General features: G+C 63.3%; 16 protein-coding genes and 1 tRNA gene. 9 read left to right on the forward strand and 8 right to left on the reverse strand.

The window, feature by feature from the left end:
• Window positions 1–62: 62 nt before the first annotated feature.
• From RTQ46_RS15335 to RTQ46_RS15350, 4 genes are all read left to right on the forward strand, one after another.
• Window positions 63–545 carry a sigma-70 family RNA polymerase sigma factor gene (locus RTQ46_RS15335; RefSeq protein WP_312437853.1) on the forward strand — a complete coding sequence of 161 codons (483 nt, stop codon included), beginning with the start codon at window positions 63–65 and terminating at the stop codon, window positions 543–545.
• Entirely contained in the window at window positions 527–1,513 is a 987-nt protein-coding gene (locus tag RTQ46_RS15340; protein ID WP_312437855.1) for a FecR domain-containing protein, read from the forward strand. The genes RTQ46_RS15335 and RTQ46_RS15340 overlap by 19 nt, the downstream gene beginning before the upstream one ends.
• Window positions 1,514–1,585: 72 nt before the next feature.
• Window positions 1,586–4,420 (forward strand): TonB-dependent receptor plug domain-containing protein, encoded by a 2,835-nt coding sequence (locus RTQ46_RS15345; RefSeq protein WP_312437857.1) that lies wholly within the window; start codon window positions 1,586–1,588, stop codon window positions 4,418–4,420.
• Between the two features lies 1 nt (window position 4,421).
• The gene (locus tag RTQ46_RS15350; RefSeq protein ID WP_312437859.1) at window positions 4,422–7,220 is read left to right on the forward strand and encodes an insulinase family protein; all 2,799 of its coding nucleotides are present in this window, start codon (window positions 4,422–4,424) and stop codon (window positions 7,218–7,220) included.
• A 52-nt stretch (window positions 7,221–7,272) separates the two neighbouring features.
• Here the strand turns inward: RTQ46_RS15350 and RTQ46_RS15355 are convergent, their stop codons facing one another.
• From RTQ46_RS15355 to RTQ46_RS15365, 3 genes are all read right to left on the reverse strand, one after another.
• Complete coding sequence (locus RTQ46_RS15355; protein WP_312437860.1) at window positions 7,273–8,463, reverse strand: XRE family transcriptional regulator; 1,191 nt, start codon at window positions 8,461–8,463, stop codon at window positions 7,273–7,275.
• Window positions 8,460–9,098, reverse strand: a complete 639-nt coding sequence (locus tag RTQ46_RS15360; RefSeq protein ID WP_312437862.1) for a hypothetical protein — start codon at window positions 9,096–9,098, stop codon at window positions 8,460–8,462. The genes RTQ46_RS15355 and RTQ46_RS15360 overlap by 4 nt, the downstream gene beginning before the upstream one ends.
• A gap of 89 nt (window positions 9,099–9,187) precedes the next feature.
• The gene (locus RTQ46_RS15365) at window positions 9,188–10,615 is read right to left on the reverse strand and encodes a sugar porter family MFS transporter (protein ID WP_312437863.1); all 1,428 of its coding nucleotides are present in this window, start codon (window positions 10,613–10,615) and stop codon (window positions 9,188–9,190) included.
• A 263-nt stretch (window positions 10,616–10,878) separates the two neighbouring features.
• On the opposite strand from RTQ46_RS15365, the gene RTQ46_RS15370 reads away from it, so the two are divergent.
• On the forward strand, window positions 10,879–11,559 hold the full coding sequence (locus RTQ46_RS15370; RefSeq protein WP_312437865.1) for a hypothetical protein: 681 nt from the start codon (window positions 10,879–10,881) through the stop codon (window positions 11,557–11,559).
• 69 nt (window positions 11,560–11,628) lie between these two features.
• Here RTQ46_RS15370 and RTQ46_RS15375 read toward each other — a convergent pair.
• Window positions 11,629–11,704 (reverse strand) — tRNA-Phe (locus RTQ46_RS15375).
• Window positions 11,705–11,868: 164 nt separating this feature from the next.
• Here RTQ46_RS15375 and RTQ46_RS15380 point away from each other — a divergent pair.
• Window positions 11,869–12,594 carry a hypothetical protein gene (locus RTQ46_RS15380; protein WP_312437867.1) on the forward strand — a complete coding sequence of 242 codons (726 nt, stop codon included), beginning with the start codon at window positions 11,869–11,871 and terminating at the stop codon, window positions 12,592–12,594.
• A gap of 6 nt (window positions 12,595–12,600) precedes the next feature.
• Here the strand turns inward: RTQ46_RS15380 and RTQ46_RS15385 are convergent, their stop codons facing one another.
• The 4 genes from RTQ46_RS15385 to RTQ46_RS15400 form a co-directional block, all read right to left on the reverse strand.
• Window positions 12,601–13,020 (reverse strand): hypothetical protein, encoded by a 420-nt coding sequence (locus tag RTQ46_RS15385; RefSeq protein ID WP_312437869.1) that lies wholly within the window; start codon window positions 13,018–13,020, stop codon window positions 12,601–12,603.
• 124 nt (window positions 13,021–13,144) lie between these two features.
• Window positions 13,145–15,523 (reverse strand): S9 family peptidase, encoded by a 2,379-nt coding sequence (locus RTQ46_RS15390; protein ID WP_312437870.1) that lies wholly within the window; start codon window positions 15,521–15,523, stop codon window positions 13,145–13,147.
• A 104-nt stretch (window positions 15,524–15,627) separates the two neighbouring features.
• Window positions 15,628–17,535, reverse strand: a complete 1,908-nt coding sequence (locus RTQ46_RS15395) for a putative bifunctional diguanylate cyclase/phosphodiesterase (protein WP_312437872.1) — start codon at window positions 17,533–17,535, stop codon at window positions 15,628–15,630.
• A 125-nt stretch (window positions 17,536–17,660) separates the two neighbouring features.
• Window positions 17,661–17,972, reverse strand: a complete 312-nt coding sequence (locus RTQ46_RS15400; protein WP_312437874.1) for a PsiF family protein — start codon at window positions 17,970–17,972, stop codon at window positions 17,661–17,663.
• Window positions 17,973–18,193: 221 nt separating this feature from the next.
• On the opposite strand from RTQ46_RS15400, the gene RTQ46_RS15405 reads away from it, so the two are divergent.
• The 3 genes from RTQ46_RS15405 to RTQ46_RS15415 all read left to right on the forward strand — a co-directional run bounded on the left by RTQ46_RS15405 (window position 18,194) and on the right by RTQ46_RS15415 (window position 21,228).
• Window positions 18,194–18,733 (forward strand): DUF2058 domain-containing protein, encoded by a 540-nt coding sequence (locus tag RTQ46_RS15405; RefSeq protein ID WP_312437875.1) that lies wholly within the window; start codon window positions 18,194–18,196, stop codon window positions 18,731–18,733.
• A gap of 88 nt (window positions 18,734–18,821) precedes the next feature.
• On the forward strand, window positions 18,822–20,423 hold the full coding sequence (locus tag RTQ46_RS15410) for a DUF6861 domain-containing protein (RefSeq protein WP_312437877.1): 1,602 nt from the start codon (window positions 18,822–18,824) through the stop codon (window positions 20,421–20,423).
• Window position 20,424: 1 nt separating this feature from the next.
• Complete coding sequence (locus RTQ46_RS15415) at window positions 20,425–21,228, forward strand: hypothetical protein (RefSeq protein ID WP_312437879.1); 804 nt, start codon at window positions 20,425–20,427, stop codon at window positions 21,226–21,228.

A 21,228-nucleotide genomic window follows, 5' to 3' on the forward strand; every position in this document is an offset into this window, starting at 1 on the left:
GTTACAATCTCGCTTTTAAATGATAATAGTTCTCATTTAATTTTCGGGGGCGTGTGGTGGAGGTGAGCTATGAGAGTCTGTATCGTGAGCACAACGGCTGGCTCAATGGCTGGCTGCGCGCGCGGCTGGGCCATTGCTCGCACCGCGCTGCAGACTTCGTGCAGGACACTTTCGTACGCATCCTGCAGTCCGGCACCCACGCGGCGGACATCGCGCAACCGAAATCCTACCTGGCCACCATCGCGCGCGGCCTGATGGTCGATCATTTCCGCCGCAGCGACCTGGAGCAGGCTTACCTGGCCGAACTGGCGCAGATGCCGCAAGCGCTGCAACCGTCGCCCGAAGAGCGCGCGATTCTGCTGGAAACGCTGCTGACGATAGACCGGATGCTGGCCGGGCTGGGGCCGAAAGTACGGCAGGCCTTCCTGCTTGCGCAGATCGATGGACTCGACTATGCGACCATCGCGCAGGAACTCGATGTGTCCGTCAGCAGCGTCAAACAATATATGCGCAAGGCCGTGCTGCAATGCCTGAAATGCCTGTAATGGGGGCCAGCCCGGCCGAGGTGGACGAGCTGCATCTGGAAGCGGCGGCGGACTGGTTTGTGTCCCTGGCAGACGATGGCGGCGCCGACGCGCTGCGCCGCTGGCAGCTGTGGCACGATGCGGCGCCGGCGCACCGGCAGGCATGGGAAAAGGTCGAGCGCCTGCAAAGCCTGCTGGCCGGCGCGCCCTTGCAGGCGGCCCATATTCTGCGCACGCCCGTGCGCGATTCGCGCAAAGGCAAACCCGAACGCACATCGCGGCGCCAGTTGCTGGCGTGTATCGGCGTGGCGTTTACCACCGGCATGGGCTGGGCGCTGCTGCCGGCCGCACCCGAACGCGCACCGATCCGCTGGCTGGCCAGCGCGCGCGGCGAGCGCCGCCTGGTGACGCTGCCCGATGGCGGGCGCGCCTGGCTCGGCTCGAACACGCGCGTGGGGCTGGCCTACGATGCGCATCGCCGCGATATCTACCTGGCGCAGGGCGTGCTGCAGCTGGCCACCGGCAGCGATGCGCGGCAACGCCCCTTGCGCATCGTCTCGCGCGACGGCGTGGTGCGGCCCCTGGGTACGCGCCTGACCGTCAGCCAGTTTGCCGCGCACACCGTGCTGACGGTGCAGCAGCATGCGGCCCAGGTGCAGGCGTCCAGCGGACCGGTGGTCACGGTGCAGGCCGGCCAGCGCGTGCGCTTTGCCAGCACCGGCTGTGGCCGGGTGCAGCGCTCGCCGGTCGCCGACGATGCCTGGACCCGTGGCCTGCTGATGGCGCTCGATACGCCCTTGCCCGAATTTGCCGCCCAGTTCGCGCTGTATTCGGGGCAGGCGGTCGAGGTGGCGCCGGTGCTGGCCAGCCGCCGCGTGTCCGGCACCTACCAGATCGACGCGGCGGAACGCTCGCTGCAGACGCTGGCCGAGGTGCTGGCGATCCGTGCCGAACGCAGTGCGGCCGGGTGGCGCCTGCGGCCTCGTTGATTTTTTCATTTCGACTGTCCTTTTTCGATTCTGCTTCGGCCTACAGACAAGCCCATTATTTGTAGACGAAAAATGACCCCTGTTGCCGCTAGCGCTGTCCCCGTTTCTTTTCCTGTGCGCAAACTGCGTCCCCTGCTGGCCGCCCTGTTAAGCGCCGGCATCATCCTGCCAGCTTGTGGCGCCGATGCGTTGCCGCGTCCGGCGCCGGCCAGGACCTATGCACTGCCATCGGCGCCGCTGGCCGATGTGCTGAACCGCTTTGCTGCCGAGTCCGGCGTGATCCTGGTGTTTGACGCTTCCTTGCTGCAGGGGGTGCAGTCGAAGGGCTTGCGCGGCAACTACGATGTGCCGTCGGGCTTTCGCACCCTGCTGGCCGAATCGAAATTTGAAGTGGTGATGGGCGCGTCGGGCGGCTATATGTTGCGTGCGCGCCCGGCACCGGTGCGCGACGAGTTGCCTGCCGTGGAAAAGCGGCCGGCGCAGACGCTGTCGGAAATTACCGTCGAAGCGAAAACCTTGCCGACGGTCGAGCGCCTCGACCGCGAAATGATCCGCAACATGCCGGCCATTAACGGCGACATGACCAGCCAGCTGAAACTCAACCCGAACATCCAGTACGCCGAAGCGTCGCTGGCGTCGGCCACCGGCGGTGAAATCGCGCCGGCCGAAATCAGTATCCACGGCGCCAAGCCGTACCAGAATGAAATCCTGGTCGACGGCATCTCGATTTCCAACGATATCGATCCCGGTAACAAGGTCACTACCACCAGCGTCGACCAGATCCCGGGCGGCTCGCAGGCGCTGGCCATCGACAGCAGCATCCTGTGCGAGATCGATGTCAAGGATTCCAATGTATCGGCCGAATACGGCCGTTTTACGGGAGGCGTGGTCAGCGCCACGGTCTGTTCGGCGCGCAAGAAATTCGGCGGCAATGTGTCGGTCGGCTACAGCTCGTCGAGCTGGAGCAAGCTGTTCATCGATCCGGCCCGCCAGGAAGAATTCGAAGACTCGGCCAATGCCGACTTGCAGCCGCACTTCAGGAAATGGACCTATAAAACCACGGTGGAGGCGCGCCCGGGCGACAGCTGGGGCGTGCTGATGAACGTGGTGCGCCGCAAGTCCGAGATTCCGCTCAAGCGCTTCAATACCGACAATGCAAATACCACCGCCAGCCGCGAAGTCACGCAGACGCGGCAGCAGGATACCTTGCTGCTCAAGGCCGACTACTCGCCGGCCGACAGCCGCCATAAAGGCGAAGTGACGATGGTGTATGCGCCGTCGTCGAATACCTATTTCATGGAAAACTACCGCGACAGCAATTACACCATCGACAGCGGCGGCCTGAACCTGAGCGGCAAATGGGAATCGCGCTACGACCTGGCCAGGGTCACGCACCAGCTGTCGTATTCGAAGAACGAGCAGTCGCGCCGCAGCGATGCCGATTATTACCGTGCCTGGCGCTGGTCGACCGACAAGAACTGGGGCGACCCTGCGAGCGGCACCAACCCCACCAGTGGCGAGGGTGCGCGCGGCGATATCGACCAGGAAATCCAGACCATGCAGTACAAGTTGCGCGCCGCGTTCGAGCCGTTCAATCTGGGCCAGACCCGGCATCGCGCCACGGTGGGTGCCGAACTGCGCCACCAGCAAGCCGATTACGAGCGCCTGAAAGACCATTTTTACTACCTGACGCCGGCCAATCTGCCGACCACCGGTGTCGCATCGCGCTGCACCTTGCCTGACGGTACGGTCGATACGGAAGCGTGCTCGGCTACCAAAACACTGCGCTATAACGCGGGCCAGTACTTCGGCCGGCTGATGACCTATCACGCAGGAAAATTCGATGTCGAAAGTAATTCCTGGGCTGCGTACGCGGAAGACGAAGCCACCTGGCGCAACCTGACCGTGCGCGTCGGCGTACGCGGCGACAAGGACAGCCTGGCCGGCGGCACCAACTTCGCGCCGCGCCTGAAACTGGGCTGGCAGGCGACCGATCCCTTGTACCTCGACGTCGGCGCCAACCGCTATTACGGCCGCAATCTGTTTGCCTATGCGCTGCAGGAAAAAGCCAATACCCTGTTGACCACGCAAACGCGCAGCACCAATCTGGTGTGGGGCGCGGCCGCCACCAGCAAGCCGTTGAATCGCCTGGAAGACATGAAGTCGCCGTATGACGACGAGCTGACCGCCGGCGCCACCTACGACTCGGACCTGCTGGCCGGGCCCCTGAGCCTGCGCTTTACGCACCGCAACGGCAAGGACCAGGTGGTGCGCCTGGTGCGCTCGGGCCAGACCGATTGCAACAGCAACAGCTGCTATATCTTCAGCAACGATGGCGGCAGCGTCACCAGGGACATCACGCTCAGCTGGTCCAATGCGCGCGCCTTCAAGATCGGCGGCGTGGCCAACCGCCTGTGGCTCGCCGTCAACAAGAGCGATGTCGAATCGAACTATGCGACCTATGCCGAGAACTACAGCAGCGCCATGCTGCGCGACGACCTGATCCGCTACGACGGCAAGGTGATCCGATATTCGGAACAGCCGGCGCAAAACTACAACCGTCCGTGGACCTTGCGCATCGGCGCCATGAGCACCTGGCCCGCGCACAGCCTGACCATCAGCAATATCTTGCGCATGCGTGGCGGCTACGAACAGATTTTGCGCAACGGCACCTTCGTGCATGAAGGCGCGACTTTGGAAAACTACGAGAAGACCAGACTGCCCCAGGCAAACGCCATCGATACCGTGGTGAACTGGACTCCGCGCGTGGTCCGCAACCAGCGCCTCGATGTGAAACTGATCATCGAAAACATCACCAACGAGAAAAACAAAATGACCGTCAGCGACACCTATGCCACCTACGAACGGGGCCGCACCTTTGCGCTGGAGATCGGCTATGGCTTCTAAGATGATGAAATTTAAAGGTATCGCGTTCTTCACGCTGTGCGTCGCCGTGCTGGCGCCAGCCATGGCCGCCACCGCCGAAGCATTCCGCTGGGACAGCAAGGTGCAGCGCGGCCAGCTGGCCAACGGGCTGGCGTATTACATCGTCGACGGCGACGGCGTGGCAGACCAGCAGGCCGGCAAGCAGGTAGCGCTGCAACTGCTGGTGCGCGTCGGCTCGCTCGATGAACAAGATGACCAGTCGGGCGTGGCGCACATGGTCGAACACATGGTGTTTCACTCGACCAAAGCGCATCCGGAAGGCCTGAAAACCTATATGGAAAGCCTGGGCTGGCGCATCGGTTCGCACTACAACGCGCAGACCAATTTCGAGCGCACCTTGTATTTCCTGACGGCGCCGCCTGGGCGCGTCGACGCGGGCCTGGGCGTGCTGGCCGAGATCGCCGGCGGCGCGCAGATTCCCGCCGATGGCCTGGAGCGCGAGCGCCAGATCATCCTCGAAGAATGGCGCACCAAGCTCGGCGTGCGCGAACGCATGGACCGCCAGCGCCGCGCCATGCTGCGCGAGGGTTCGCTGTATCCGCAGCGGTCGACCATCGGCACGGAAACGAGCATCCGCCAGCAGCCGGTGGAGAACCTGCGCAAGTTCTACCGTGACTGGTATCGCCCCGGCAACATGGCTTTGCTGATCGTCGGCAAGGTCGATGCCGCCGCGCTGAAACCCGTTATCGAACGCCATTTCGGCAGCCTGGTGCCAGCCGCTTTGCCGCAACGTAATTCGCCCGATCCCGTGCTGCGCGACCAGCTGCGCATCACGCGCTTGCAGGATGCGGAAAGCGGCACCAGCCAGGTCGGCTGGGTGACGCGCTTTACGGTCGACAAGCGCCAGGATGAAGCCGGCCTGCGCGAGCGCATTATCGACCGCATCGCCGAGCGCAGCCTGCGTGCGCTGGTGCGCGAGTCGGCCGACAGCCTGCCGGCCGGCGTCACGTCCCTGACCGTCAGCAAGGGAGAGCTGGGCGAGTCGACCGCATCGCTGGGCTTTGCCTCCAGCGTGGCGGTCGACGCGCACCAGGCCGGCATGCAGCAGATCCTGCTGCTGCAGGAGCGCGTGCGGCGCAATGGCTTGAAACTTGAGGATATCGAACGCGAAATCGCCGATGTGCGCCGCCTGAACGACAAGGGGCCGGCGCAGCAGGCCGCGCGCGACTTCAGTGGCTGGCTGCAACTGCTGGGCGAAGCCGTGCAGGCCGAACGCGCCATCCAGGACCCGCTGCAGAAGCAGGCGCAGATCGGCCGCATCCTCGACAGCCTGAACCCCGCCGACATCGATGCGCGCGTGCTGCAATGGATCAACGCACCGGACCGCGCGCTGTTCATGCTGGCGCCAGGATTGAGTCCGTTGACCTTGCCGACGGCAAACGAGGTGATGGCAGTGCAGCGCAAGCTGGCGGCGGAACCGCTGCCGGTCTTGCGCAAGATCGAAAAAGTGACTGCCATGGCCAGCATGCCGGAACTGTCGTCGAATGGCCAGATCGTGCGCCAGGACGAACTGGGCAATGGCGTGCAGCGCTGGACGCTGGAAAACGGCGACGCGCTGGTCTGGCATGCCGCGCCCGAGGACAGCGTGATGCGCTTTGCCGCCCAGGCGCCGGCCGGCTACCGCCTGCCCGGCGCGCCATCGTGGCAATGGCAGCTGGCGGCGCAACTGGGCCGCGACGCCGACCTGCCGGGCCAAGCCAGTGGCGAGCTGGCCCGCTGGGCCGCCGAGCGCAAGCTGAACCTGTCGCAGCAGCAAAGCGAAACCCAGCTTGGCTATACGGCGCAGGTGCCGGCGCAGCAACTGGGCGACCTGCTGCGCCTGGTTGCGGCGCGCCAGCTGCACAGCGATATCCAGCTGGGCGCCTTGACGGAAGTTGGCCAGCAACTGGCCCGCCAGGCGGCGCGCCGTCCCGACAGCGCCGGCGAACGGGCCGGGCGGGAAATGAGCGTGCTGCGCTATGGCCAGCTGCCGCGCGACGGTTATCCGGACGCCGCTGCCTTGAAACAATTGACGACGGAGCAGGGTCTGCAGACGGTGCGCCAGCAGTGGACGCAGTTGCGCCGGCAGCCGGTCACGTATTTCATCAGTGGTCCGCTCGATGAATCCCTGGTGCGCGAGCTGGCCGAGCGTTACCTGGCCGGCATTCCCCGCCAGGCGTCGCTGCAACAGCCGGCAGCGCTGGCGCAGCGCAAGGGCTACCACGAAGCCCGGCTGGCGATCAGCCTGGAGCCGCAGGGCAGCGTGCGCGCGCTGGGCAGCCAGGAATTGCGCTGGACCCCGGAGCGCGCCATGCGCACGGCAATTTTGTCGCGCATGATCTACCGCAGCCTGCGCCAGGAACTGCGCGAAAAAGAGGCCGGCATCTATCGCCTCAATTACAAGCTGAGCCTGGACCCGCACGGCCACGCCAACAGCGAACTGTCGTTTACGGCCGCACCCGAACGCCTCGATGCGCTGTGGGCGTCGGCCAAACGCGTGCTCGAACGCCTGCCCGGGCAGCTCGATACGGCCATGCTGGAAGAAGAAATCGCCAAGATGCGCAGCGATGAATCGAAGCGGATAAGCGACGCCACCACCCGGTTCAATCGCCTGCAGCTGAGCTACACGCAGTTCGGCGACGCGCGCTACCTGGCCGACAGCAAACAGCTGGCCGGCGCCTTGAGCGTGGACAGCATGCGCGCGTTTGCCAGCGAGTTCAGGCTGGCGCAGGACATGGCGGTGGTGAAAGTGCTGCCGAAAAAAGTGGCGAAGGGCGGTTGATCCTGAAACGCCAACCCGCGGGGGTTGGCGTTAGCCTGGCCTCCGCCTGGCCTCACTGCTGCGAGGAAGAAACCAGTTCCATAAGAACTGGTTTTTTTTTGCCGCCAGCGTTGCCCACCTGCATCCCGCCAGGCAGCACATTGAGCATCAGGCCGAAGGTCAGGGCATTGATCTCGTCGCGCGGGATCAGCAGCGCATCGGCCACGGCGGCTTTCGTGATGCCGTCCTCGCGCAAGGCCGAAAACACCTTTTCCAGCACCAGCGACTTTTCATGCACGCAGCCATTCGGCTCGTGCGTCCGGTATCCCGCTTCCGCCAGTTGCACGCACAGCGTGCGGTAGGTCCAGTCGGAGGTCATGCCCAGCGCATGCAGCCGGTAATTCAGGGCCGCCACGGAGACCGACCAGTATTTCTTGTGCTCCACCAGGCCGGGCAGGGTGGCCGACCGGGGGCCATTGCACAGCACGCTTCTGCGCGGCATCAAAAAGGCCGAGGCAAACGCGTTCGCTTCGCGCTCCAGCTCCGGCCCGTGCGACTGGCCGTGCCGGTGCAACACCAGGTGGCCCAGCTCATGGGCCGCGTCAAAGCGGCAGTGCTCGGCCGACTTGTAGGTGTTCAGGAAAATGAAGGGCTGGCCGCCATACCACATGGAAAAAGCATCGACTTCCCTGGCGTCGATGGCCAGCGAATAGATGCGGATGCCTTTCGATTCAAGCAAGGTCACCATGTTTTTCACCGGCAATTCGCCCAGGCCCCAGTACGAGCGCAAGGCTTCGGCGGCGGCCTCCGGTCCCTGCGCCGACTGTTGAGTGGGAAACGGCACGTCGTCTTCATAGTCGGCGCGGGCAGCCAGCGTGGTCAGCGCACTCGGTTCGCGGCCCAGGTCGGGCAACTGCGGCGGCGGCAGGTTGAATCTGGTTTCGATCCACTCATTGAGCATCAGCGCAATCGAGCCGGCGCCGAGCGCGATGTCGCGCTGGCGCGCGCTCATCTTCGACATGGCGCGAAAGCTGGCAATATCGGGCGTCAGCTCTTCCGGGTCGCCGGCATAAAAAAATGCCTCGGGAAAATTGAGCGCTTCCGCGATGCGCTTGAGCGTGGACGGCTCGGGCTGCTGCTCGCCTTTTTCATACGAGGACACCGAGCGTTCGCTGACGCCGATGTGTTCGGCAAGTTCTTTTTTCTTCATGCCGCGCCGGCGACGGGCGAGGGAAAAGCAGGCTGCGTTGAATAGGGAGGTCATGAAGCTTTGCGGCTGATTTCGAAATCGATATCGGGTAAGTGTGGTGGAGTAATGGAAATGCGTTCGCCATCGAGTGGAATATCGCGCAGCAGCAGCCGTTCGGACCAGGAAATGATCATGCCGTCGTCATCCATTTCGTTCGGCCGCGACAACTCGGCCTGGATCTTCTTGTCGCCGCGGTGATGCAGCAGGACCCAGGTAGCAAGATTTTTTTCAGCAGCGGGCGACACCGGCAGCAGCTCGGCGAACATGTCGGCCTGGCGGTTGGCCGCCACGGCGTCGATGGTGTGGCGTCCCTTCGGGCTGCGGTTCGATGGCGTGCGGTGCGGATTGGCCGTGCCGTCGTCGCCGGAAGCGACCACGATGGCCAGGTCGCGCGCCGCGTTGACGGTCAGCTCGTAATTGCCTTCGTCGCACTTGCGCCAGCCACGGGGCGCCAGCAGGTCGCGCAGGGCGGCAATCGTTTCGCCCCACATGATCTGGTAGCGGTACAGGCGCGGATGGTGCTCGGTCTTCCTGGCCCAGTGCAGGTTGGCCTGGCGCAGCGCCTCGGCCAGGATCGCCTGGTCCAGGCCCAGCTCGGCCAGGTGGGCATCCACGTCCTGCGGTACGTCGACGATGCGTGCAAGCGACATGAAAGCACTCCTTGGTTATGGCTTCCGGAAATTGTACCGCATTTGCGGTCGATAAAACGGAAGCCGGGAGGCTTTCTTGCTTGCCGGACTCAGGCAGGTTTGCTCAGTTCCTTGGCCAGAAATTTCTCCAGCGCTTCCAGCGACTTGCCTTTGGTTTCCGGCAGACACGTCACCACAAAGATCAGCGACAGCACATTGATGCCGGCAAACACAAAGAACGTGGCGCTGCCGAATTGCGCCATGGCTATCGGAAACAGCAGTGCCACCAGGCCATTGAACACCCACTGGCAGGCGACGGCGGTGCCGGTCAGCACGCCGCGCAAATGCATCGGGAACAGTTCCGACATCAACAGCCAGTAAACGGGCGAAATGAGCATCTGCATGAACAGCAGGAAGCACAGAATGCAGGCCAGCGCGGCGTAGCTTTTCATCAGCCCGTCCGGCATGAACAGCAGCACGGCGCCCAGCGCGGCCTGGGTGGCGATCACGAAGCCGAGGCCGGTGATCAGCATGCTGCGGCGACCGTGCTTGCCGATCAGCCAGATGCCGATAAAGGTGGCGATCAGCGCCACCACGCCATTGCCGATGGTGGCAGTCAGCGCCGCATTGGTGCCGAGACCTGTGGATTTGAGAATGATCGGCGTGAAATACATGAAGGCATTGACGCCCGTAAATTGAGCGACGAAACCGAGGCCGATGCCGATCCACAGCAATTTCCTGATCCACGGCGTGCCGAGCACGGCCGACCAGCCGGTCTGCTCATGCTCGATCTTGTTGAGCTTGACCATCTCGGCCAGCTCCAGTTCGATCTGCTTGTCGCTCGAACGGATCTGCTCCAGCACGGCGCGCGCTTCTTTCATGCGGTTCTTGCTGGCCAGCCAGCGCGGCGAGGCCGGCACCAGCAGCATGCCCAGTCCCAGCAGAATCGCCGGCACGGCGGCAATCGCCAGCATATAGCGCCACACATGGGGCGAGCCGGAAAAATGCGCGAGTGCCGCGTTGAGGATATAGGCGATCAACTGGCCACCGACGATCATCAGTTCATTTTGGCTGACCAGCCTGGCGCGCCGGCTGGGTCCCGCCATCTCGGCAATAAATACCGGCACGGTGGACGAGGCGCCGCCGACGGCAATACCGAGCACGAAGCGCATGACGACCATGATCGCCACCGATGGCGCCAGGGTGGTGCCCAGCACGCCGATCAGGAAGACAAGGGCCAGGCCCAGCAGCGTGGTGCGGCGGCCGTATTTGTCCGACAAGGTGCCGGCCATCAGCGAACCGATGGCGGCGCCGAACACCAGCGCCGAGGTGACGATGCCTTCGGTGACCGGGGTCAGGCCCAGGCCACCGTTTTCTAACGGCGTGCTCATGAACGGCAGGGCGCCCGAGATGACGCCGGTGTCGTAACCGAAGGCCAGCGCGCCCATGGTGGCGGCGATGGCCACCTTGAACACAAAGCGGCTTTCCTTGGTGTCGGGCGGCGTCGCCGCAGGGGACGGTTGTGAAGTGGAAAGCATGAATCAATATCCTTTTGAAGTGGTCAGGCTGAAATCAGGTAGCGCGGAGCCCAACACTTTCGCCGGATGACTAACGACGAAGCCCCGCGATCTGGAGGGTCTTGTCGACAATTTCTCAGCATCAATTTTGTGCAGGATAAATCAAATTGCTTTGGGTGACTGTTAGTTACCAGACATAAACGCCTCTTGTGTTCGCCCCCATACATACGGCCCCAGCCGATTCGTTACACTGCCTGGTATCGAAAACACCTGTCGAGGTCGCAATGCGCAATATGGATTTCAGTTCCTGGGAAGCGGCCCTGACGACCCTGCTTGGACTGGCGGTATTTACCTTGCTGGGCGTGGGCATCCGCATGCTGATGATGCAGACCATCCAGCAGCGCCGCGAACGCATGAACCGGCAGATTAACGAGCGCGTCAAAACCCTGATGGCGGCCTACCGCACCCTGGGCGGCTCGTTTACCGGGCAACTGACGGTCGACCCGACCCATATGCGCGACCTGCGCGAGCGCGCTCAAAGCGGGGAAGGGCAGCCGGATCCCGCGACCACCAGTTCCGAGCGCGCCCGCCGCATTCGCGACGCCGTCGAAGCCGCGCTGGCCGACATATTGCTGCTCGGTACCGAGGAACACTGCCGGCTGGCCGGCCAGGCGGCGTCCGACCTGGCGGCGGGCCGCCCGATCCATACGGCCGAGCTGGTGATCAGCCTGCGCAGCTTTATCCGCAGCGCGCTCGATCTCGGGCCGATGCCGGACGATGTGCTGATTCCACTGCAGGGGCCGACGCGCACGCAAGGCAGCGCGGGACGGGGCAAGGCCGATGGGGACAAGTCGGGGAGTAAAGGCAGCGGCGGGGGCGGCAACGGCGGCGGTGGAGGCGGCGGCATGGCGATGGGCATGGATACCGCGCATGGGACAGATACCGCGCCGCCCCATGCCAGCTGAATCCGGAATAGCTATCGCAGAAACAACAACGCCACCCGAAGGTGGCGTTGTGCTGTGCTGCTCAATTCTTGGTGGCCCGGGGCGGAATCGAACCACCGACACAAGGATTTTCAATCCTCTGCTCTACCGACTGAGCTACCAGGCCAAGGCGGCGAATTATAGCAGAAAGAGTTTCAACCTGACCAGTGCATCCTGTGTTCAAATGCAACAGATGGCCAAAACATGGTGTTTTGGCATCCTTGTATGACCTGAAGGGATGCGACGATGAGGGTACGTTGTGGTGTGCAATGCCTGGCTGCGGCCGGGTTGATGAGCTTGGTTTGCGGAACGGCGCGGGCCGATGGGTTCGATGACCTGAAGGCGGCGCTGGCGAAATTGCAGGGGCAGACGCCCGTGAAGGCGCAGGTGGAATCAAAAACCTGGCGCAGGGAGGGCGAAGGCAAGGACGCCGAGGAGGACAGCGGCCAGGCCAGCGTGGTGGTCGACAGCGGCGCGGCAGGCTTGCAGGTGCTGTACAGCAAGGAGTTGCTGGCGAAGGTGGAGGCCGAGCAGCGCGCCAAAGTGAAAGATCCGAAGGCGAAGACCTCGACCGATTTTGCGCTGGGCGAACTGAAGGGCACGGAATTGCGCACCATGGTGTCGGCGGCGGGCGCCTTGTCGCGCGAACTCGACGAGGCGGTGTTCAGCGGAGAGAAAATGGACAGCTACAAGGGCAAGCCGGCACGCAAGCTGAGCTTTACCTTGTCGCTCGACAAGGTGCCCGAAAAGGACCGCAAGTATGTGAAGAAGTTCGACGGCGGCGTCGACGTGTGGATCGCTGCCGATGGCACGCCGCTGGCGAGCAGCTTTCGCGTCGATGTCAGCGGACGCGCTTTCGTGGTGGTGAGCTTTGCGCAGAAGACGGACGAGACGCGCCAGTACGGCGTCAGCGGCGACCATCTGCTGTTGCTGCGCAAGGAAAGCAAACACGCGATCTCGGGCGCCGGCGAGAAGGTGGAAACCAAACTCGTCAAGACCTTGCAGCTGCAATCCTGACGTGCTTTACATGGCGGTGGAATCGCCCTTGTTGAGCACGCAGCGGCCCGCCTGGCAGGTCGCACCGGGGTCGGTAACGATGGCGCAGGTCGACATCATGCCGTCCGACTGCTGCAGCTTGCGGCTGGCGTCGGCTTGCGCCTGGGCCAGCGCCTTCAGGGTCTTGCCGTCGCTGCTTTTGTTCGACCACGCCAGGTAGCGCTCCGGGCCGCCGCAGGCCTTGGCGCCGATGGCGAGGGTCTGGCATTGCTGCGGTGCGTCGCAGGCGGCATCGCCCACCTCCGCCTTGATCTGTTCGGCCAGGTTGGCGCCGCCCGGCGCCGGTGCCGGCGTGACGGGCGGGGTGGCGGTGCAGGCAGAGGCGGCCAGCAGGACAAGGCTGGCGCAGGCGGCGCGCAGCAGGGCGGAGAGAGGATGGGTTTTCATCGTTGCATGATGTGCCAGAGTCGATCGCATGGCAAGCGCGATTCGATTGGTACCGGTGGTGTTGTCGGATTACGCGCGACCTTCGTCCGCGCTAATCCGAGCTACGTGATACCGCCGTCGATGTTTATTTCAACGTCCGCTGGAACAGCTGGTAAATCCGGCGATACTCGTCATACCACGCCTCCGGCTGCACGAAGCCGTGGCGCTCCATCGGGTAGCTGGCCATTTCCCAGTTATCCTTTTTCAGCTCGATCAGGCGCTGCGACAGGCGCACCGAGTCCTGGTAGAACACGTTGTCGTCGATCATGCCGTGCGCGATCAGGAGGTTGCCTTTCAGCTGCCCGGCGTATTCGATCGGCGACGAGATTTTATATGCCTGCGGATCGAGTTCCGGCGTGTTCAGGATATTGGCCGTGTATTCGTGGTTGTAGGTGGTCCAGTCGGTGACGGGGCGCAGGGCGGCGCCGGACTTGAACACGTCCGGCGCGCGCATCAGCGCGATCAGGCTCATGAAGCCGCCATAGCTGCCGCCGTAGATGCCGACGTTTTTCAGGTTGCCCTGGTGCTGCGCGGCCAGCCAGTGGGCGCCGTCGATGAAGTCTTCCAGTTCCGGGTGGCCCATCTGGCGGTAGATGGCGGTGCGCCAGGCGCTGCCGTAGCCCATCGAGGCGCGGTAGTCGACGTCGAGCACGATATAGCCCTGCTCGACCAGCAGGTTGTGGAACATCTGTTCGCGGAAGTACACCGGATAGCGTTCGGTCACATTCTGCAGGTAGCCGGCACCGTGCGCGAACATCACGATCGGATACTGCTTGCCCGCTTCCAGCTGCGCCGGGCGATACAGCTTGGCCCAGATCGGCGCCGCGCCATGCGTGGACGGCACTTGCACCAGTTGCGGCATGACCCAGTTGCGCGCCTTGAAGGCGTCGCTGCGGGTATCGGTCAGCACATTGGCCTTGCCGCCCGCCACCGGCACGCTCGCCAGTTGCGCCGGCAAATAGCTGGCCGAATAGCGCACCAGCAGCTTGCCCGCATCGGGCGACAGGGCGAAGCTTTCCACGCCTTTCAGATTCGTCACTTCGCGCGCGCCGCCGTCTTTCGCGGTGGAGGCGCACACTTCATAGGTACCCGGGCGCTGCGGGTTGCACAGGAAGTAGGCGCGCGCGCCGTCGCGGGTCCACTCCACGCCGCTCACTTCCCAGTTGCCTTGGGTGAGGGCGCGCGCGGGGGCGCCGCCGGTCTTGGTGTACAGATGGGCGTAGCCGGTTTCTTCGGACAGGTACCACAGGGTGGCGTTGTCCGGCAGCCAGCCGAATTCGTCGGCGCGGCGGTTGACCCAGGCCATGTCGCTGATGCGGTGCTCCGGCACCAGCGCCGCATTGGCCAGATCGACGCTGGCGATCCAGCGGTCCTTGTTGTCGATGGCGCGCACGCGCACGGCGGCGCGGCTGCCGTCAGCGCTCCAGGCGATGCCGTCGCGCTGGGCGTCCACGCGTACCGGGCGGTTGCCTTTCAATGGCGGCAGCTTCTGTTCGGCGCGCAAGGCGGCCAGCGGATCGGCAGCGATGCCGGGCAGGGTGTCGAAGGCGATCTCGCGCACGGTGCCGGCACGCAGGTCGGCCAGCCTCAAGGTTTGCGCGACCGGCATGTTGCGGCCCACGCGCGTGCGCTCATCGTCCGCTTCCGGGTAGCCCGTTTCGGTGACATAGCGGGCCAGCTTGCCCAGCTTGCCTTTTTCCGCGCCCTTGTCCTGCGTGACGAACAGCAGCCAGCGGCCGTCCGGCGACAGCATGCTGCCGGAGATGCTGACCTTCTCGCCCAGGTAAATCGGTTCGGGCGCACGGGTTGGATCGAGGCGGCGTTCTTCCTTGCGGCGCGCCAGGCTCGCTTCGCGGTTGTCCTTCTGGCGCGCCAGGTTGACGATCAGGCGCAGCTGCAGTTCGCGCTGGCTGTCCGCCTCCGGTTTGGCGTCCGGGTCCTTGGCGGCGCGCAGCAGGGCCACCGGCGCGCTCAGGCGGTCAAGCCGGCTCCAGCTGTACCAGTCGTCGCCGCTGCGGAACTGCACCGACCCGCCGTCGCTCGAATATTGCGGGTCGCTGATGGCCGATACGCCGCGCGTGATCTGCACCAGCGCGCCGCTTTTGACGTCGCGCTCGAACAGGTCGCCGTTGCGCAGCACGATGGCGCGCGTGCCGGCGCGGTTGTAGACCATCTGCTCGCCGTCGAGATTGCCCAGCTGCGCGTCCGCCACCTGCTTGCCGCTGTTGAGCGCGGCACCGGCACCGGAGAGCTGATAGATGTCGCGCAGCGGCGAGCCGATGCGCTTTTGCTTGTAATAGACCTGGCCATTCGCGCCCCACCATGCCGTTTCGACGGGCGTGCCGATCCAGTCGGGATCGGCCATGGCCTGGTCCAGCGAAATCGGCGTGGGAACGGCAGCGGTAGCGGCGGCGCCAAGGGAGGCGGCAAGGGTGGACAGGAGCAGGGGAAATACCAGACGCATCGGAGATCGCTTTGACAGGAAGTAAAAGGAGCGCAGCGGGCAGGGCCCGGGGCCGGAAGGCCGGTATTCTAGCGGAGTAGTTTCGCCGGGGAAATGGCGGAAAGCTAAGTGATGCGCCGTCCCAGCCAGCGCATGAAATCATCGAGCGGCATGGGCCGCGCATACAGATAGCCTTGCAGGCCGTCGCAGCCGTGCGCGATCAGGAAGTCGGCCTGCTGCGGTGTTTCCACTCCCTCGGCCACCACGCGCAGGCCCAGGTGGCCGGCCATGCCGAGGATGGCTTGCACGATGGCCGTGCCGCTGGCGTCATGCGGCGTGTCGTCGATAAAGCTTTTGTCGATCTTCAGTTCATACAGCGGCATCGAGGTCAGGTAGGCCAGGCTGGAATAGCCGGTGCCGAAGTCGTCGATGGAAAAACGCACGCCCAGCGCCGCCAGTTCGCGCATGCGCGCCAGCACGGCGTCGCGCTTGTCGATCAACAGCCCTTCCGTCAGTTCCAGCACCAGCGCGCTGGCGGGCGCGCCGTGTTCGCTGAGCGCCGCGCGCACGCCGGCCACGAAATCGGGCTGGTTGAACTGGGCCGGACTGACATTGACCGACAGCGCAAAATGATGGCCCGCCCGGGCCAGCTGCACGGCCGTCTGGCAGGCCTGTTTCATTGCCCAGTTGCCCAGCTTGAGGATCAGCCCCGTCTCTTCGGCAATCGGGATGAACAGGGAAGGGGCGATCATGGTGCCGTCCGCCTGCGGCCAGCGCATCAGCAGTTCGGCGCCGGTCGCCTGGCCATGGCGGTCCAGCTGCGGCTGCAGGTGCATGCGCAGTTCTCCGGCATCGAGCGCGCGTGCCAGCGCGCGTTCCAGGGTCAGGCGGCGCTCGACGCCAGTCTGCATCGCCGCTTCAAAGAAGGCGATGCCGTTGCGTCCTTCCGCCTTGGCGCGGTACATGGCGATGTCCGCTTCGCGCAGCAGGTCGTGCGCCTGCCTGCCGGGCTTGGGCAGCAGCGTGACGCCGATGCTGGCCGAGCAATGGTAGGCCTGGTCGCCGATCTCGAAATCGCGTGCGATGGCGTGGCGGATTTTTTCCGCCACCGTGCCGGCCGCGTCGGCGGCGCTGTCCATGTCCTGCGCCAGATGCGCCAGCAGCACCACGAATTCGTCGCCGCCGATGCGCGCCACCGTATCGGCCTGGCGCATCAGCCGCACCAGGCGTTCGCCGGCCATGCGCAGCAGCATGTCACCGGTGGCATGGCCGCGTGCGTCGTTGATATGCTTGAAGTGATCGAGATCGATGAACATCAGCGCGCTGACGGCATGCTCGCGCTGCGCCGCTGCCAGCAGCTGGCCGATGCGGTCCATCAGCAAGCGCCGGTTCGGCAACGCGGTCAGCACGTCATAAAACGCCAGTTGGTGGATGTCCTGTGCCGATTTCTTGCGTTCGCCGATTTCGCGTTCCAGCGACAGCGTGCTGGCATGCAGGCGGTCGAGCGAGTGCTCCAGGTGGCGCAGCAAAAAGGCTGACGACAAGGTCAGCACGGCGGCAATAAACAGGAAGTTCAGCGCCACGATCGAAGAGCGCAGCAGCGGAGAATCGGGCATGCCTGCCAGTTGCAGGCTGCTATCGGGATGGAGGCCCAGCAGGAACAAGGAGGCGGTGGCCAGCGCCAGCATCCACAGCGCTGGCTGCAAGCCCAGCAGCAGTGCGGCCAGCACCGGGATCGCCAGCATGTAGATCTGGCTGACAGGGCCGATCTTCAGCAGCAGGCCGATGCCAACCAGGTAAATAACTGCAAGGAATTGCCAGACGCGCCAGCCGTAGGGCACGCCGTGATACTTCCAGAGAATGGCGATCCAGGCGATCGAGATAATATCGAGCGCGACTATCAGCCAGATACCTTCTCGCGCCGCCAGCAGTGCGCTGGGAATTGCGGTCACGGTGCCAAGCAGCAGCACCACCTGCAGCAGGCGGAAAAAAATCTGGCCGCGCCAGTGCGCGAGATCGTTCGATGCCGCCACGCTGCCGTCCTTTGCTTGAGGGGGCTGTTGTCTGATAGATACTACGCGCTAATACCCACCATGTCATCCCGATCATGAAAAAAGCCAGCACAAGGCTGGCTTCATGGCGGCCGGAACACTGGCGCTTATTTCTTTGGAGCGCTCAGGCATTCCTTCATGAACGCCTTGCGCGCATCGCCTTTCATGTCCTTGGCATCCGCATTGCAGGTTTTCATCTTGTTTTGCTGGGCCGTCCCTGTGGCCGGCGCCGGTTTGGCGCTCAGGCACTCTTTCATGAAGGCCTTGCGCTCGTCGCCTTTCTTGCCGGCGGCATCGGCATTGCAGGTGGTCATTTTGTTCTGTTGCGCCGTCTTGGCGGCCGGCGCCGCGTCCTGTGCGGCGGCAAACCCGGCGCTGGCAAACGAGGCGGCGATACACAAAGCGATAAGTTGTTTCATGGCAGATCCTTGCAGGAAGGCGGTTAGGGGAGCGCAGCGGGCGTCCGCAGCGTTATGCGATGCGCAACTAACTATATGACATTTATCAATAGTCAGGCCATGCAAATCGTTACCGCGTGTGTCGGCATGTGTCTTTTTTCTAGCCGCTCCTTCGTCCTGCGCTATGCTAGCGTCTTTGCGCCGGCCGTCGCCGGCGCATCGTCAATACGGAGTAGGACATCATGGTCTCGTTGCAAGAGCAATTTTTAAAGGCCGGCCTGGTCGACAAGAAAAAGGTCAAGCTGGCCAACCAGGACAAGAGCAAGCAGAAAAAGGACGAGCGCAAGAGCGGCACGCAAAGCGTCGATGAAGTGCGCCTCGCCGCGCTGGAAACCCAGCGCAAGAACGCCGAGCGCGCGCGGGAGCTGAACGCCCAGCGCGACGCGGCCGCCAACCAGAAAGCCATCGTGGCGCAGATCGCGCAGATGGTGCAGAAGAACCGCCAGAGCAAGGGCAACCACGCCGAAGTGCCGTATAACTTCACCTTCAACAACAAGATCGAGCGCATCTATGTGACGCCCGCCGTGCAGGCGCATCTGGTGGCGGGCCGCCTGGTGATCGTCTGCCTGGCTGGCGCGGTGGAACTGGTGCCGCGCGTGATCGCCGACAAGATCGCCGAGCGCGACCCGGCCATCGTGGTGCGCGTCAAGCAGGCCAGCACGCAAGTGGAGGAAGACGATCCGTACGCGGCGTTCCAGATTCCTGATGATTTGATGTGGTAACAGCGTATTAACGCGCTGCGCTGAGCGAGGTCAACGCCAGGCTCGGCGCGGCACGGCATGCTGGAGGATTCTTCCTCTCGGGCATGCCATGATGACTGTTTCTCCAGCCAGCCTGCGCCTTCGTACCCTGCTGGAGACGCAAGACCAGCAAGCCGACCGCGAGTTGCGGCGCCACCTGCTGCACGCCAGCGACGATGGCTACGGTAGCGCGATCGTGATACGTCCCGGTGAGCGCGCCAGGCGCCTGCTGCAGTCGCTGGAGCAGGCAGACAGCCTTGCACTGCGGCGGCTGCGCCAGCAGTTTTTCCAGATCGACATCGCCACCGCCTGGCCCCACCTGGGCGAGCTTTGCCATGATATCGCGCTGTGCCTGGGCATGGCCACGCTGGGCAGCAAGGCGATGCTGGACACTATGCTGGCCGAGGTGTTCGATGCGGGCACTACCGGCAAGTCCATGGTGGCCGGCCTGTACGATGCCGGCACCGTGTATCGGCGGGCATTTCTCAGGCTATGGGGAGCTGATCCGTCGGACTCCCGTTTTTCCCTGTCCGATCTGCACGCCCCGGCGCCGCATCCCGGCATGGTGGCCGCCGATTTTGCCCACGGCCATCTGCTGGCTGTCACCGCCATGCTGCGCACGCTGAGTGCGGGCATGCGCCACGGCAATATGCGAAGGCAGGCCCTATTGAATGCGGCCATGCGCAACCCACGGCTCGGCCCCACGTTCGCAACCTGGCTGGCGCGCAATGAGCTGGCGCTGGCCAGGCATCCTTCCTTGCAGGCGAGAACGGCCGGCTTTGACGCGGCGCCAGCAGTGCCAGCGGTTCAGCCGCGTGCCGCCAGCACCAAGGGCATTCCAGCCGCCACCGGCAAGGTCGCGCGCGATATGGAAATCCTGCGCTACTACGCGGCCCAGGGCAATCGTGAAGCCTACTGGAACTACCTGGCGGCAAATGGCGACCCCTACGCGCGGCTGGCGCTGGGCGTGGTGCGCAATGACACGCTCAGCGGTGCGATTGCCAATGGGTATGCAAAGATACGGGCCGGTGAGTTAAAGGTCGTCATGTCCGAAAGAGACTGGGACCGGTTTGGCGTTGAATTGATGCAGGCAGATTTGAATGCTCGTGAAGCGAATTTGTCGAAATCCGTGGCACTGGGAAAAATTGTACCGTTACCAGTGAAAGAAATTGCCAATTATCATACCGATGTGTTCGAAATGTTCGGTCTGGATGCGGCAGCATGGACTGCTCATTTACCTTTGTCTTCTTTTCTGGGGGCAGGTGATTACGCAGGCGCGGAACGTGTGTGGCAGATCATGCTAGACGAGCGATTTTATGTCAGCGCACTGGGCGTATCGCAAACGGAAGTCGTCGCGCTGCTGCGTGGGATAGATTCTGCGTCGCATGCCACATGGCTAGGGAAAATAGGTGTGTTGACATCAGTCTATGCTTCCGACCCATTTCAGTCTTACGCAGATGCTGACAAGATCGGCGACTGGCGCTATGAAAATGGTGTCTGGTCGCGCATGCATTTCGAGTATCCGGCAGCCATGGAGGGCAGCATGGGAGTGGCCACTGCGCCGGAGTACCTGCGCAAGCAATTGGACCTCGATCGCCTGTTTCGCCTGGAACGCCAGCGTCCCCTCGCCAAGCATCCGCTCGATCTGACGCACCTGATACCTGGGATATAAGATGGAGGAGCAACCCCCGCACAAGCAATCTTGCACGCGAAGGATATTGCTGGTCGCTGTCTGTTTCGCTGTCCTGGCGTGGTGTGCAACGCCACGCAAAGCGCCATTGACTGAATTGAGTATCACGCTCCACGGCAACAAACTTCTTGTTCCAGTTGCTTATATTCCGGAGTATGCACGAGGCTGGTATCGCCAGGACGGGGTTGTCAACGATGGCATGGGTCTTAGCGCAGAGTGGAAAGGCGGCAAGCTGCAGCCCTTCATCGAACCACAAGACAATACCGCTATCTGGATCAGTCATCAGGACAAGATTACTATCTTGGTCGAGCGATTTGGCAACAACACACTGCAGCAAAAATACCTTCTTGCCCAGTACTTCACGTCGATATGGATGTCCAATCGCAGGCAGATGGCACAGCGCTATGGCTTGCTGCGTTATGAGCATAAGAACCTTGCGCAACGCGAGAAAGAAGATGTGATCAGCGCGTTTTATGAGAAGGATTTGTACTTGTATCCATCGCGCGAACGGATTGAAACGCAAATCGTGTGCGATGCCGATTTCTTTCCCGATCCTGGGACAGCGAAGGCAAACGTGCTGCAAAAGCGCGGAAAATTTGTCATTAACCCACGCTGTTCACATGAGATTTATCTGCACGGATTAAGAGATTCCCATATCAAGATCGGCTACTTCCGCAGCCACCTGCCCGAATGGCAGGCAATCGAGCAAGCCGTAGTCGAGTTGCTCGATTCGTTCAATCAGGAGCCGCAGAAGGCATTGTCGCTACGGCAGCGGCAGGGCGATTGA

Origin of the sequence: Janthinobacterium sp., from assembly GCF_031995485.1 — a bacterium.
In the GTDB taxonomy this organism is placed as follows: Bacteria; Pseudomonadota; Gammaproteobacteria; order Burkholderiales; family Burkholderiaceae_D; genus Janthinobacterium.